Source organism: Maribacter sp. PR66 (assembly GCF_028464205.1).
GTDB classification, from domain to species: domain Bacteria; phylum Bacteroidota; class Bacteroidia; order Flavobacteriales; family Flavobacteriaceae; genus Maribacter; species Maribacter flavus.
Genome location: NZ_JAQPCH010000001.1, coordinates 143,036 through 158,742 on the forward strand (window position 1 = coordinate 143,036; position 15,707 = coordinate 158,742).

Genomic DNA, 15,707 nt, shown 5'->3' on the forward strand with positions numbered 1-15,707 from the left:
TTTAAAATTAGACTATTGCTTTTAAAGTACTAAGAAACATAACCGAAGGTTAAAAGAATCGATTTTGTTTCTACTAATTTTTTGAGAGTGGAATCGTTTTTCTAAAATACCTTAAAGTATCGTTTTGTAAACCTAAAATTATTAGTTCATCGTCGGAATGGCTTTTCAGTCTTAACAAAGACCGTGCTTCCCCAGTAATGTCAAAACCACTTTTACTTGATTTGATCAATTCAAATTCACCTTTAGTCCGATTATATTCCAGCGTCTGTCCTATACCTGCATCATAATGGCCGGTTAGGATTTCAGTGTTCATAAAATTACCTACACTCAACAATTCCATAGCATCATCACCATTAATATCGATGTCAATAAAATCGAAAATAGGAGACCATTGCAACTGCTCGGGTAGTGGAGATTTCCTAAATTTTCCATTTCCCGTATTCTCAAAATACATCGAGGCCAGTTCATATGCTTTGAAAATAGAATTTGAATCCATTTTCTCCTTATCGAATAGTTCCCCAAAAGTTTTCTCCCCGTAATCATGGTAATTTTTTGTCAACTTTCTAATTAATGGCAACTGTTTCATCAAAGTACCCCTTGCCTGTAAAATGTACTCCTTACCCTGATTGAAATACGTTATAATAGGTTCAATGGAGCCATTTTTATCAAAGTCATGGGCGTAAAGTCTTAGTGGTTCCTCTCCAGTTGCGTAAAAGGGATTGTTCAAGCCCCAATTACCGGCTACGAAATCCATATCGCCGTCCCCATCAAAATCTCCAGCCCTTAAACAATTCCACCATCCGTGTGTGTTTTTTAATCCATTATCGCTCAAATCGAGAGCCAATCGACCTTGCTTGTTCAAAAAAAGTTGAACCGGATTCCACTCGCCCACCAAAATAAGGTCGATCCACCCATCATTATTTATGTCTGCAGCAGATGCATCCGTAATCATTCCAGGGTAAACCAGTTCTGGGGCAATTTTCTTTGTTACATCCATAAAAACACCTTGGTTATTCTCCAAAAGATAGGATCTTGGTGAGAAAGGAAAATTATTGGGGTCTAAACGACCTGCTACAAAAAGGTCTTGATCTCCATCTTTATCGAAATCAAGAGGAACGACGGTATTGGTTGGAAATGAAATTTTGGGAAGTGCATCGGTTTCCATATTAAAAAAACCATTTCCGTCGTTCAAATAAAGAACGTCTTGGTACAAATCAGTATCGGCATAATTTTCTGAACTTCCGTTTGCAAGATATAGATCTAAATCCCCATCATTGTCCGCATCAAAAAAGCAGCCAGCTGAATTTTCACTTCTAATTTCATCTTGGGATTTCTGAAATGGAGATTTAACAAAGTTGCCATTTGCTGACTGTACATAGATGTTGGCAGGATTATTTGCAGTTCCTCCCACAAAAAAGTCTTCTAGACCATCGCCATTTATATCTCCTCCTAAAAGAATGGGGCCTGGCCTACTGTAGCCTCTAAAAAGCAGCGGCCATTTTTTAAAATCGTCAAAGGTGTTTTCTTGGTGGACATAGACGGAGTCCAAAGGAGGGGCAATCTCCTCCAAATAGGCTTTTTCAAGTTTTTTTGAAATTTTAACATCAATCTTTGAATTTCCTTTTATTGGAGCAATCGTTTGATTGGTATCAACATTTTGTAACAATGTTGTAGCATCATCGGGCCAGATTACCCTGATCGAATCGATAATCGCTGCATTTCCCAAACCAAAGTGCATAAAAGGTTCAACAGATGATAGATATCCACGCTGGGGATGGAATTCCCCGTATTGCTTTCCCTTTTTGGAATAGACCCATACCTTGGCCCCAATATTCTCTGCATTTGGCTTGAACTTCAACCTTAGATAGCTGGAATTATCCTTTTTAACATCCGTACTTTTATTCTCAAAAAGAAGTATTTCATCATCGATGTTATTGGTAAGAATGTCAAGATCGCCATCCAAATCCAAATCTGCATATACTGCACCGTTTGAATAAGATGGCACCTGTATACCACTGGTGGCCGTTTCATTTTCGAACTTGTTCTGGCCCCTGTTTCTGAAGAAGAAGTTTGACTTTTTTACCCCATCCATTTTTTTCAGTTGATCGACAAGTGCCTTTCTCTTTTCTTCAAAAGAACCAAAGACATTTGAAGAGTTATTGAAATCCACAAAATCCATATCGGTAATATCTTTTTTATAACCATTGGTAATATAGATATCCCGAAGTCCGTCATTGTCAAAATCAGCTATCAAGGGTGCCCAACTCCAATCCGTAGCCGAAACACCGGCAAAATTTCCAATATCACTGAATCCTGAGGATGTACTCACCTGAAGTACGTTTCTAACGAATTGCGGTTGGTAACCTGCTTTAACCGATGAATTAAACCTGTCGAAAGGTATTTCGGAAAACATGGTTTTCCTTCTTAAATTATCTTCTGGAAACATATCCAAAACCAAAAAATCAAGCCCTCCATCATTGTTGATATCGGCTACATCTATACCCATACTATTGTGGCTCTGATGCTTAAAATATTCAGAAACTTTATTGGTGAATGTGCCGTTTCCATTATTCACGTACAGCACATCATTGGACAGAAAGTCATTAGCTACGTAAATGTCCGGATATTGGTCCCCATTAATATCCATTACAGCAACGCCCAAGCTCCATCCCTCAATAGAGATTCCCGCTTCCCTTGAAACATCCTCAAACTGGAGAACGCCATTTTTATTGGTTCCGTTGTTCCTGTAAAGTTTATCCGTACTTTTTCCCCTGCCATCCTTTCGTTGACCAAAAGCATTGTTCTTAGGGTATTCTTCTTTGGAATTGTTGGCCAAAAAAAGGTCCAAATCGCCATCCCTATCATAATCCAGCCAAACGGCCTGCATCGTGTAGGAAGAATCTGCGATGTTCATTTCACTTGCAAGGTTCCTAAATTTTATTTCCTCCTTGGATTCCGTTTCATTGAGGTAAAAATAGTTTTTAGTGTTTCCCAAAAAAAGATCGTGGGCCGTCGAAATATGGATATCCGGTTTCCCGTCATTGTTAATATCAACAATGGACACACCGGTACACCAAGCATCGGTTATGATTCCGGAAGACGAAGTGACATCTTTAAACTGAAGGTTCCCAATATTTTGATAGATACGGCTAGTGACCATGTTACCAGAAAAAACGACATCAGGCAGACCATCTGAATTAAAATCCCCAATCCCCACTCCACCTCCATTAAACAGATATTCATAATCTATAATATTCAATGTTTCATTCTCTGTAATAGTGTTCCTGAAAGTGAGGCCTGAGTGTTCGGTCGTTACCTTTTTAAACAATGTATTTTCAGGCTTTTTGGTCTCACAACCAAACAAGAGAACACATAAAATAAAACCGCTAATCCAACGCATATAGTAAAATACTAAATAATATAGATAAGTATAAAAGGGAAGTGCCAAAACCCTCACGGTTTTGGCACTACCAATAAAAACTAACTCAATCTAACTAATATTTATATGACTACTAATAACCAGGGTTTTGATCAGATTCCGACAATTTAGCATTGTTATCAATCTCACTTTGTGGTATAGGGAGTAGTTCCAATTTTGGTTCAAAATGTGAAATAGGTTCGGCAGGCAACTTACCTTCCTTTCTCCATCTTAAAATATCCCTATTCCTAATTTGCTCTGAACTTAGTTCTACACGCTTTTCATGGATAATGGCTTCCATAACCTCGGTTGGGTTACTAACAGGAAAATTAGTAGTAGGATATGGCGGCATATCTACACTAGGCCTTGCACGAACTTGATTCAATAACGCTATTGACCTTGCAGGGTTACCTAACTCCAATTCACATTCTGCCAAGTTGATCAGGACTTCCGCATAGCGAATTACCCTCATGTTGATACCTCCTGTTAGGAATCCTCCAGGATCGGTTTTGTACATAAGCGAATACTTTCTCCAGCTTATTTTTGTGGTAACGCCCTCAAATGTGGTCTCCTCGCCTTGGACATCTGTCAAAACACTTTCTCCATTATTAAAAGTATCACCCAAGGAATAAAAACTTTTTGCAAATCTTGGGTCATCTTTCGCATCGCCTTTGGATACACGTTCAAACTCATTTAATAGACCATCTGAAGGTATTAAGTTTCTCCAACCCACAGCAGAATATTCCTGTGTTCTAACACTTTGCTCGTTACCTACGCCGTCACCCGTTCCGTTCCAGTTGAAACCACCAACGTTCGAGTAACCAATCTCTGCAATGGACTCCCTATTATATTCATTCTCCTCTTGAAAGTTATCATCGAACTCATCTACCAAGGCGTATTCACCTGAGTCTACTATGGCTTCAAAAGCGGTTTTTGCTCCTGCATAGTCACCTGTAAACATTAAAGCACGTCCTAACATTGCCTGAGCGGAACCTTTTGAAAACCTGCCAGGTTGTTCAGTCTGTGATGCCAAAGGCAATCCTGCTGCAGCGTCCCTTAGGTCTTGGATGGCCAAATCCAGTACTTCTTGCTGTGATGATTTTGGAGCACTGTCCTCAAATGTTCCAGCATAGGTGGTATAGATGGGAACTCCTCCCCAAAGACTTCCTAACTCAAAATAGGCCCAACCTCTTGTGAACTTGGCTTCTGCAATTAAGGCCGTCCGTAAGCTTTCGCTTATATCCGCTACTTCAGGCCCTTGGGTTATTACAATATTTGACCTTAAAATTACAGCGTACAAGCCTGTCCATACATCCCTAGCGACCGAATTACCAGGGTCATTGGTACCGATTAACAACTGATTTCTTGGCGTTTCTAATTGGCCTCCGCCGGCTTTATTATCATCGCCCCTTAAATCGTGTAAAAAGAAATATTCCCTTGCATACAACTGAAGACTCTGTAGGGATGCATAGATGGAGTAAACACCGCTCCTTAACTCGTCTCCGTTCTTGTAAAATGTAGCAACAACGACTTCATTAGGGTTCGTTAGATCCAAATCTTCCCTTCCGCATGATAAGCTGAAGAGAAAAGCCGCAATTATGGCAATCGTGGGTTTTAAGTTTTTCATATTTTTCATTTTATTTTCTTTTATAACAATTTTAAAATCCTAATTCCAATCCTATTAAGATAGTACGGGGTCTTGGATATTGCCCGTAATCCACACCTTGGATATTCAGGTTGTTGTTTCTTGCCCCAATTTCAGGGTCATATCCTTGGTATTTTGTGAAAGTCAACAAATTGTTTCCAGAAAGATACACGTTAAAATTGCTAAGACCGGCCAAGCCCCTGTCCAACCAATCTTGTGGAAACCTATAGCCGATTTTTAGGTTCTGCAATCTTAAAAATGAGGCATCCTCCACAAAGCGATCTGATGTTCTGGTATTCTGGTTGGGATCACCATTTACCATTCTTGGTATGTTCGTATCTGTGTTGGTAGGGGTCCAAGCATCCAATACCTGGGTACCATGATTAAACAGTCTTAACCCTCCTTCAGTATATACCCTTGTAGCATTGTAAACATCATTTCCTTGATTTCCATACCAGTACATATTAAGATATAAATTTTTATAGGAAGCGTCAAAGTTTAAACCGTAGGAGAAATCAGGAATAAAACTACCAATGACATCACGGTCGTCCGCAGTTATATCACCACTGCCATCCAAATCCTGAAAAATAAGATCTCCAGGCGCAGCATTACTTTGATACGGTGTGGATGCGTCACCATCAAGTGCATTATATTGATCAATTTGAGCTTGGCTTTGGAAAATACCCTCGACCTTCCATCCATAAAAGGATTGAATAGGGTCGCCTACAGCGGTACGGGTTATGTCAAAACCACCCGCATCGGCATTTTGACCACCAAAAATACTAGCGGATTCAGTAGCTAATGCCACTACCTCATTTCTAAAAAGCCCAACATTAGCAGCAACGTTCCACTGAAATTCGGTTCCTGGTTTTGAATAATAAGAAGTGCTAAAATCCATACCCCAGTTTTCCATACCCCCTACATTGGCAATCGTGTTTCCTGCGAAACCAAGTGAGGCAGGAATAGGAACATTAAGAATCAAATTGTCCGTAGTTCGCTTATACCATTCCGCAGACAACTGAACCCTATTTTGATATAAGCCCAAATCAAAACCTACGTTGGTCATAGTTGTCACCTCCCACTCCAATTCAGCATTGGCAAGACGATTGAAAAAAGCCCCTTGTACTTCCTCATTGTTTATAATAGCGTTGGTGTTGGTAGAGATACCGGCCTGACTTTCAAAATCACCGATTCCTTCGAAACCAACTTGACCCCAACTTCCCCTAATTTTTAATTCTGACAAGTTTTCAAGTCCTTGCATAAAAGGTTCTTCTGCTATATTCCAACCAGCGGATATTCCCGGAAAGGTTTTCCACTTGAATCCATCGGAAAATTTTGAGGAACCGTCACGCCTTAATGAAGCGCTTAACAAATAACGACCACCAAAATCATAGTTCAATCTTCCCAAGAAGGAATAAATGACATTGGAGCCTTCCGTTCCGCTAACTGTTTGTGCCTGGGTTCCCTGGAGAACATTTAAATCATTACTTAAACGACGACCATTACCGGTTATAGTGTAAATATCAAAATCTTGTCTTTCTGCAACGGCTATGGCATCGATATTATGCTTACCAAAAGTCTTAACAAAGTTCAATTGGTTTGAAAAATAATTTCCAGTGGAGGTGTTCTGTTGATCTATTGTAATATTTTCTACCCTACCAGCAAATCCGTCAAAATATATGGGTTGCAATTGCAGGTTTCTGAAATTGTTCCAATCGATACCCGCTGTAAAACGATAATCCAATCCATCAAAAAGTTTAACATTGGCGTAGGCCGTACCAAAAATCCGTACATTGGAGTTTGTATTTCTGTCTATTACCGCGGGTCTTAATGGGTTTTCAGGATCCGTACCATCAGCGCCATCTGGCGCTCTAAGACCTCCTGGCAATGTTGGGTCCCTCAACGGTATATAAGGTATACCTCTTATAATGTTTTGAATCTGGGTTCTTCCTCCCAACTCCGCTTCATTTAGTCTTTCACCATTGGATATTGTGAAAGATTCTCCAACCGATAACCAATCATTGATATCATGATCTGAGTTCACCCTAAAATTATATCTAGAAAAACCGGTTCCCAACATGATACCGTCTTGCTTAAAATAGCCAAATGAAGCATACACCCTAGAAGCTTCAGAGCCTCCTCTAACACTAAGGTGATGCTGGGTGGTGATACCCGTGGTAAAAACGGCATCCTGATAATCTGAATCGGTTTCAGCATAGGTTTGGGTTGCACCAGGATAAATAGGCGTATTCAATTCACTCCAACGGGAAGGATACGTGGCTCCAGCATTATCCAATAATTCCCTTCCAAATTCGAGATATTGCTCTCGGTTCAATAAATCCAATTTGTTGGAAGCATTTGCAAACCCGCTAAATGTGCGATAATTCAGTTCAACCCCATTTGCGGCCCTGCCTTTTTTAGTGGTGACCAATATAACTCCGTTAGCAGCTCTTGAACCATAAATGGCGGCAGCACTGGCATCCTTAAGTACTGAAATGGAAGCGATGTCATTATTATCGAAGTCGCCCAGACCACCTACCGGATATCCATCTACAACGTAAAGAGGACTTGATGCAAAACTAATGGAGCCAATACCACGAATACGCACAATTGGATCGGTACCAGGTCCCCCTGAATTATTGATTTGAATACCAGGAACACGACCTTGGAGTGCCTCGGCAAAACTCACAACCGGGAGCGCAACGATATCTTGAGAAGAAACGGTAGAAACGGCTCCGGTTACAGATTCCTTTTTCTGAGTACCATATCCTATTAGAACTACCTCATCCAGCGCCTCCGTATCCTCTAAAAGAACTAAGTTTATTGTAGACCGACCATCGACCTGAATTTGTTGTGTCTTAAATCCAATGTAACTAAAGGCTAAGGACCCATTGGAGGGAACGTTTGAAAGAACGTAGTTTCCATCAAAATCCGTTTGGGTACCATTACTGGTGCCTGCAACCAAAATCGATGCTCCGGGTAGCGGTGTTCCAGTATCATCGGTCACTGTACCCGTAACAGTCAACGTTTGGGAAAATGCCAATTGCAATCCTAAGATAAATGTTGCAATCAAGGCTGTTTTAAATCTATTCATAATTAAGTGGTTAAAGTTTGTTGCAATCAATAGTAATGTTAATCAAGTTTAATTGTCACCAATAAACTGAAACCAAATGTATTCCAAAGGGGAAAGAAATATTAAAACAGATGATGCGCTTTCTTGAAATATTGTTGCACCCAACTGATTATATTGTTAATTATTCAAACAACACCCATTTATCAAGGTATAATTTTAACAGTACTTCATCTTATTGCCCCAAATAATGCAAATTACTTAGGAATGATTAGATCCCATAAAACTAGATAATACTCAATGAATTAAAATTTTACACCTCTTATTTTACGTTGGAATGGACCGAATAACTGTTAATAAACGATGTTATGAGGCTGTTTTGAAGTTTAGGTTTGATTCTCGCTGATAAAAACTATAAATAAAATGTCTTCAAAATGTACAATCGCCATCGAATTCCAAAAATATAGGGACACAATGCATTTTTTATAAGAATAATTTAGAGCATGTTTAAAATTGTACGATTGATTTTATCACTTATCGAGATAGCTTGAATATACATTCGGTTGGTATCCATTTTTCCCCATCCCGTGCAGACGGTAAGGCCTGTTGGAACGTCCACATCAATTGTTCCCATTCCTGAACTTTGGCATTTTCCTTGTCAATTTTTTGTTTCCGTTCAAAGGAAAAGCTTTCGTCCACTTCCATAATCATAAAAAGCCTATTCTCGACCAAATAAATTTCCATATCCAAAATACCGGCATCTTTAATACTTTCAGTAACCTCTGGCCAAACATTTCCAGCTTCATGATATTCCCTATATTTCTTTATTAAATCAGGCTCATTTACCAAATCACAGGCAAAACAATAGCGTTTGGTTGGTTTCATAATGTAGGATTATATTTTGTATACACATTGCGTCCATAGATTCCAACAAGAATAAAGCATAACAATGGTAGAACAAATGAGAAATTCACTTCAGGTACTCCGAAAATCGATATATCCGTGTAACCGGTTCCCCCCAAATCCAAAATCAATCCTTGTAAGGTGGGCATCAACGCACCGCCAACGATGGCCATTACCAAAAAGGCAGCCCCAAATTTGGAATCATCTCCCTGCCCTTCCAATGCAATACCATAGATTGTTGGGAACATAATGGACATAAAAAAGGAAATGCCTACCAAAGCGATCAATCCTACCATACCCGAAACAAAAATGGTTATCAATGTAAAAATGGATGCTCCTATGGCGAATATAAACAGTAGCTTTCCGGAACTTATTATCCTGAGAAGTGCGGTTCCCACCCATCTACCAGTCAAAAATATGACCAACGCCGCAATTCCAAAATTTACCGCCTTCTCATTGGTAATACCAAAGGATTCCGCATATTGATAAAGGTAGGTCCAACACATAATTTGTGCCCCTACATAGAAAGCCTGTGCCACTACACCCCCTACAAATTTTTTGGACTTAAAAAGTCTTTTTATGGATTCCGATACAACCACTTTGCCTTCCTGTCTTTCGTTACGTGGCATTTTGATCAATGCAATGACCACAAAAAATGCAATGACCACAAGACCCAAGATTACATATGGATTACGAATTACTGCCAGGTCCGATGTCCTTACCAATTCCTTAGCTGTTTCTGACAAAGTTCCATAAACAGGCGCTCCGTTAGGCAAAAGGTCATCTGATTGCAATGACGCCAGAATGAATTTTTGTGCTACCAAAAGACCTAGCAGTGCTCCAATTGGATTAAAGGCCTGGGCCAAATTAAGGCGTCTTGTAGCAGTTTCTTCGGAGCCCATTGAAAGAATATAAGGGTTTGCTGTAGTTTCCAAAAATGCCAATCCAAATGTCAGAATATACAAGGCCGCCAAAAAAAACCCAAATTCCTCATAGGCCGCTGCCGGATAGAAAAGAAGGGCTCCTACGGCATACAAGGCAAGGCCCAGCAAAATACCTTTCTTATAGGAATATCGGTTAACGAATATCGCGGCAGGTAGGGCCATGGTAAAATATCCACCGTAAAATGCCAATTGAACCAAAGAGGCTTGGAAATTATCCAGTTCCAACACTTTTTTAAATGCGGAAACCATTGGATTGGTTATATCATTTGCAAAACCCCAAAGGGCGAAAAGGGAAGTAATAAGTATAAAGGGAACTAATACCGATTTTTTAAGTAATGGTGTTGGGGTCTGATTTGCCATGATTTTAGGTTGGGTTGGTTTATTTTGTGGATAACAAAGCTCTATCCAAATGTACATATCCCCCGTCTACAAAAACGAACTGACCTGTAGTATGGGAGGATCTTTCCGATATTAAAAAAAGAACGGTATCGGCTATTTCAGACGGTAACGTCATTCTTGAATCCAAGGGAATCCTGTTTTTTATCTCCTCTAATTTCTGTTTTCCGTTCTCCAAACTATTTATCCAAGTCTCATACGCGGGTGTATAGCTTTCGGCAATCATCAACGCATTGGAACGTATGCCAAATTTTATCAAATCCACTGCCCACTCCCTGGTAAGCCCTAAAACCCCACCCTTAGCGGCCGCATAACCAGAAGTACCTCCCTGCCCGGTAAGGGCTACCTTGGACCCAATGTTCAATATATTTCCTTTACTTTTTTTCAATAGGGGTAACGCAAATTTGACCGTTGCAAAGTAGCTGATAAGATTCAGTTTTAAAGAGGCTACAAAATCCTCAATGGATTTGTCCAAGGAGGCCCCATCATTTACGCCCACATTATTTATGACCACATCAATACGACCATATTTTTCTGAAACTTTATCTATCGCATTTTTGATTTGGTCTACATCGGTCATGTCCGTTTGAATAAAAAGGGCATCCAACCCGGTTTGCCCTAACTGCTTTTCGTACTCAATCCCCCTTATGTTTCTATCGATAAGTACCGGTATGGCACCTTCCGCTGCCAAGGCAAATGTTATTGCATGTCCAATGCTGCCTTCCATCCCCGCTGAACCCGTTACTACAACGATTTTGCCTCTAAGATTTAAATCCATGCTGCTTCAATTTTTTAGGTTATATATTCTCCCTGCATTATTATGATAGAAATCCTGTTGCTCATTTTCGGAAAGTTCATTGGCAAATTCTTTGGCCAATTCCAGGACTTTGCCATAATTTCCGGCTACAAGGCAAACGGGCCAATCAGAACCATAAAGTATACGCTTGGTACCAAAGGACTCCAGAGCCACTTCCAAATAGGGCAGCAAATCCGGAACCGTCCAATTCTTATAATCGGCCTCCGTAATTACACCCGATATTTTACAGTGTACATTTTCAACATTCCCTAGTTCCTTCATGAGTAATTTCCATGCTTGGATATATCCGGATTTAATATAAGGTTTGCCCATATGGTCAAGTACAAAAGTTATGTGGGGAAAAAGCCTCACGAATTCCAATACGGAAGGTAATTGATGCGGAAAGACCAAAATTTCATAGATCAGGCCGCGATTCTGCAGCTCTCCAATACCCTCCAGGAATTCTTTCCTTAAAAGAAATAATGGGTCTATTTCGGCCTGTACTACATGTCTATACCCCTTGACAATGGGGAATTGCCCATAAATGTCCAAATCATGCTGAAGACGTTCACTTCGCAAATCGACCCAACCTATGATGCCTTTTATAAAATCGTGCTTACTGGCCAAGTCCAGGAGAAAATCGTTTTCCTTAAGGGTTTGGTCCGCCTGTACGGCAATACAACCACCCACCTTGTTTTCATTATAAATGGGCTCCAAATCCATCGGTAAAAAATCCCTTCGGATGTTGGCCATATTATCATCGATCCAGGCATGTTTTTCCTTTTCAAAAATCCAGAAATGCTGATGTGAGTCAATAATCATAAAAACGAACTTTTCATTTCCAATCAAAAGTAACCATGGCCTTGACCACATTTGTTTCTGGTAATAACCAAGAGTCGAAATGTTCAATCATTTCAGAATAATGAACCTTATGCGTTATAAACGAATCTGTTGGGAAATCCTTGATATGATCGATTACGAACTGAAAATCTTCCAAAGTAGCATTTCTACTGCACATCAAAGTCGTTTCCTTGGCATGTATCTGGGGGTGCACATAGGTAAGTTCTCCTTTGGAAAGGCCTACCAAAACAAATCTGCCACCGTGTGACATATAGGATACACCTGTTTCCAAAGCATGTTTGTTTCCAGTAGCGTCAAATACAGCGGTAGCCAAGTCACCATTGGTAATTTCAGCTATCTTTTCAAGGGGGCTCTCCCTAACGTCCAAAACATGGGAAACCCCTATTTGATTGGCAGCGTAATTCAATCGGTCCTTATTCATATCCAAGGCAATAACCTTGGCACCCTTAATTTGGGCCAACTTCATGAGGCCGATACCTATAGGTCCACAACCAATTACTACGATTGTTTCGCCTTTATGAATAGCTGCCCTTCTTAGGGCATGTGCCCCAATAGCCAAAGGCTCTATGATGGCCATTTCCTCGAGGGAAAGATCATTTGCGGGAATAAGCAGATTTTTAGACAGGCTTATAATTTGTTGCATCCCCCCATCCACATGTACGCCTAAAACATTGATTTGGGTGCAGCAATTTGATTTTCCATTTCTGCAGGCCACACAGGTGCCGCAACTTACATAAGGCATGACGATTACTTGATCGCCAATTCTGAAATCATCTTCATCTTGGGCAATATCCAATATCTCCCCGGCGAGTTCATGACCCAGTATTCTTGGGTATTTGAAAAAAGCTTGATTTCCACCATAGGCATGTAAATCCGTTCCACAAATACCTACACGATGTATTTTGACCAGTACTTCCCCGGTCCTTCTAACCGGTCGTTCTTTTTCCTTCAATTCAAAACGGCCAGGTTCCTGGCAAATGATATATTTCATGGTGCTGCGTCACTTATCTTAAACCAAAAAAATTAATAATTCGGTTCACAAATGTTATAAGTCTCAAAATAACGGAAGTTATTCTAACAATTTATTGGTTTTTTTTAGATTCCTTCACAATTATTCAAAAAATACTTTTTAAAAATAAAATTTAAATCGGCTTTATGTGTATATTGAACACTTAAATTTAAACCTTCATTTTATAAGTTAGATGGTAACCCTTAATAAAGTAATATGTACGGCCATTCTCCTAGCTCCATTTTTATTTTTCGGACAACAAAATTCTGACCTAAAATTATGGTATGATGAACCTTCCGGGAAGGATTGGGAAAATGCTTTGCCCATAGGAAACGGACGCATAGGAGCCATGGTTTACGGCAATGTGTCTAATGAAATTTTTCAATTGAACGAGCATACCGTATGGAGTGGAAGCCCTAACCGAAACGATAATCCAGATGCACTGGAGGCTTTGCCCAAAGTACGTGAGCTGATTTTTAAAGGGGAATATAAGGCCGCGGAACAATTGGCCAATGAGAAAATCATTACCAAGAAATCACATGGACAAATGTTCCAACCCGTGGGCAACCTGGAGCTATCCTTCCCAAACCATAAAGCATACAATGAGTATTATCGGGAATTGGATATCAGCAAGGCCGTTAGTAAAACCTCTTACCAATTAAATGGGATTACCTATAACCGAGAAGCATTTGTTTCTTTGGCCGACCGTGTGCTAGTTATCAAAATTTCGGCTGATGAACCGGGTAAAGTTTCATTTACGGCAAACTTTACTACGCCGCACCTAGAACCAAGAATTGAGACTCAGGGTAACGACCAACTTTCACTTTGGGGCAAAACGAGTGACCACGAAGGAGTAGAGGGTAAAGTGAAGTTCAATGCGCTGGCCAGAATAAAAACTACTAACGGAACGGTCACCCAAACCAATTCCTCCGTTGAAGTTAAAAATGCGGATGAAGCCGTTATCATGATTTCCATTGCTACAAACTTTAATTCATACCATGACTTGAGTGGTGATGAAACGGAACGGGCAAAAGCGTATTTGGATGCTGCTTTTGAAAAAGACTATGACCAATTAAAGTCTGACCACATTAAAAAATATCAAAAGCTCTTTGATAGGGTTGTTTTGGATTTTGGAAGTTCGGAGGCTTCAAAACTACCTACGGATGAGCGATTGGCAAATTTTAGAAATACTAATGACCCTTCGTTTGTGTCCCTATATTTTCAATTTGGAAGGTATTTATTGATTTCCTCTTCCCAACCTGGTGGACAACCGGCAAACTTGCAGGGAATATGGAACGGACGCATGAAACCCGCATGGGACAGTAAGTATACGATCAACATAAACGCGGAAATGAACTATTGGCCTGCAGAGCGAACCAACCTTTCGGAATTGCACGAACCTTTTTTGACCATGGTGCAAGAGCTTTCGGAAACGGGAAAAGAAACCGCAAAAGTCATGTATGGTGCTAGGGGTTGGATGGCGCATCATAACACCGATATTTGGCGAATTACCGGCCCCATAGACGGTGCGTTTTGGGGGATTTGGAACGGCGGTGGTGCATGGACCAGTCAACATCTTTGGGAACACTATTTATATACCGGTGATACCTCATTTTTACAATCCATCTATCCCGTTTTAAAAGGTACTGCCGAGTTCTATGCCGATTTTTTGGTTGAACATCCGAATTATCCCTATCTGGTAGTTGCTCCTGGAAATTCTCCCGAAAACGCCCCAAAAGAACATCAAGGGTCCTCCATTACGGCTGGCTCCACCATGGACAATCAATTGGTTCTGGATGTTTTCAATAGCGCAATCAAAGCCTCTAAAATTTTGGGAAAGGATGAAGCTTTTGCCGATTCCCTTAAAATGCTAAGAAAACAACTCCCACCTATGCAAGTGGGCAAGCACAATCAATTACAGGAATGGTTGGATGATGTGGATTCACCCGAAGATCATCATAGGCATATTTCTCATTTGTACGGTCTCTTTCCGTCCAACCAGATTTCGCCCTACCGAACTCCCAAACTTTTTGCAGCCTCAAAAAATACATTACTGCAACGTGGTGATGTCTCTACAGGATGGAGCATGGGCTGGAAGGTAAACTGGTGGGCCAAAATGCAGGACGGCAACCATGCCTATAAATTGATAAAGGACCAGTTGACCCCGGTCGGCATAAACCAAGGCGGGGGCGGTACCTACAATAACCTCTTCGATGCGCACCCACCGTTTCAAATTGATGGGAATTTTGGGTGTACCTCCGGTATTGCCGAAATGTTGTTGCAAAGTTCCGATGGCTCGGTTCATTTGCTCCCCGCCATTCCAGATGCCTTAAAGTCCGGCTATGTAGGCGGTTTAAAAGCTCGGGGTGATTTTGAATTGGTTTCGATGGAATGGAAGGATAAAAAATTAGTAGTCGCTACGATAAAATCGAATTTGGGAGGAAACCTCCGACTTCGAGTTCCAAATGCCGTAGAATTAGTCGGAATAGGAACCTTGAAAAAAGTGGAAGACGAAAATCCGAATCCACTCTTTTATGTACCTGAAACGGCTGCACCCATAATTTCCAAGGAGGCCACCTTGAAGAATCTAGAATTGGCAAATACGTTTCTATACGATTTGGAAACTGAAAAAGGAAAGACATACACCTTTATAATGGAGAAGTAA

General features: G+C 40.5%; 9 protein-coding genes. 1 reads left to right on the forward strand and 8 read right to left on the reverse strand.

Going from position 1 to position 15,707, the window contains the following annotated elements; all coding sequences use genetic code 11:
* Positions 1 to 73: 73 nt before the first annotated feature.
* The 8 genes from PP181_RS00605 to PP181_RS00640 form a co-directional block, all read right to left on the reverse strand.
* A complete protein-coding gene (locus tag PP181_RS00605) occupies positions 74 to 3,328 on the reverse strand; it encodes a VCBS repeat-containing protein (RefSeq protein WP_272635583.1) in 3,255 nt (1,084 codons plus the stop codon).
* A gap of 184 nt (positions 3,329 to 3,512) precedes the next feature.
* Positions 3,513 to 5,045, reverse strand: coding sequence for a RagB/SusD family nutrient uptake outer membrane protein (locus tag PP181_RS00610; RefSeq protein ID WP_272635584.1), 1,533 nt, complete (start codon positions 5,043 to 5,045; stop codon positions 3,513 to 3,515).
* Between the two features lie 31 nt (positions 5,046 to 5,076).
* Positions 5,077 to 8,157 (reverse strand): SusC/RagA family TonB-linked outer membrane protein, encoded by a 3,081-nt coding sequence (locus PP181_RS00615; RefSeq protein WP_154917356.1) that lies wholly within the window; start codon positions 8,155 to 8,157, stop codon positions 5,077 to 5,079.
* A 510-nt stretch (positions 8,158 to 8,667) separates the two neighbouring features.
* Entirely contained in the window at positions 8,668 to 9,018 is a 351-nt protein-coding gene (locus tag PP181_RS00620) for an L-rhamnose mutarotase (RefSeq protein WP_138257833.1), read from the reverse strand.
* Positions 9,015 to 10,340: an L-fucose:H+ symporter permease gene (gene fucP / locus PP181_RS00625; protein WP_154917357.1), complete on the reverse strand. Its 1,326-nt coding sequence runs from the start codon at positions 10,338 to 10,340 to the stop codon at positions 9,015 to 9,017. Before fucP ends, PP181_RS00620 begins: the two co-directional genes overlap by 4 nt.
* A gap of 19 nt (positions 10,341 to 10,359) precedes the next feature.
* Positions 10,360 to 11,154: an SDR family oxidoreductase gene (locus PP181_RS00630; protein WP_154917358.1), complete on the reverse strand. Its 795-nt coding sequence runs from the start codon at positions 11,152 to 11,154 to the stop codon at positions 10,360 to 10,362.
* Between the two features lie 6 nt (positions 11,155 to 11,160).
* The gene (locus tag PP181_RS00635) at positions 11,161 to 11,994 is read right to left on the reverse strand and encodes an amidohydrolase family protein (RefSeq protein ID WP_154917359.1); all 834 of its coding nucleotides are present in this window, start codon (positions 11,992 to 11,994) and stop codon (positions 11,161 to 11,163) included.
* Between the two features lie 13 nt (positions 11,995 to 12,007).
* On the reverse strand, positions 12,008 to 13,024 hold the full coding sequence (locus tag PP181_RS00640) for a zinc-binding alcohol dehydrogenase family protein (protein WP_272635586.1): 1,017 nt from the start codon (positions 13,022 to 13,024) through the stop codon (positions 12,008 to 12,010).
* Between the two features lie 211 nt (positions 13,025 to 13,235).
* On the opposite strand from PP181_RS00640, the gene PP181_RS00645 reads away from it, so the two are divergent.
* Positions 13,236 to 15,707: a glycoside hydrolase family 95 protein gene (locus tag PP181_RS00645; protein WP_272635587.1), complete on the forward strand. Its 2,472-nt coding sequence runs from the start codon at positions 13,236 to 13,238 to the stop codon at positions 15,705 to 15,707.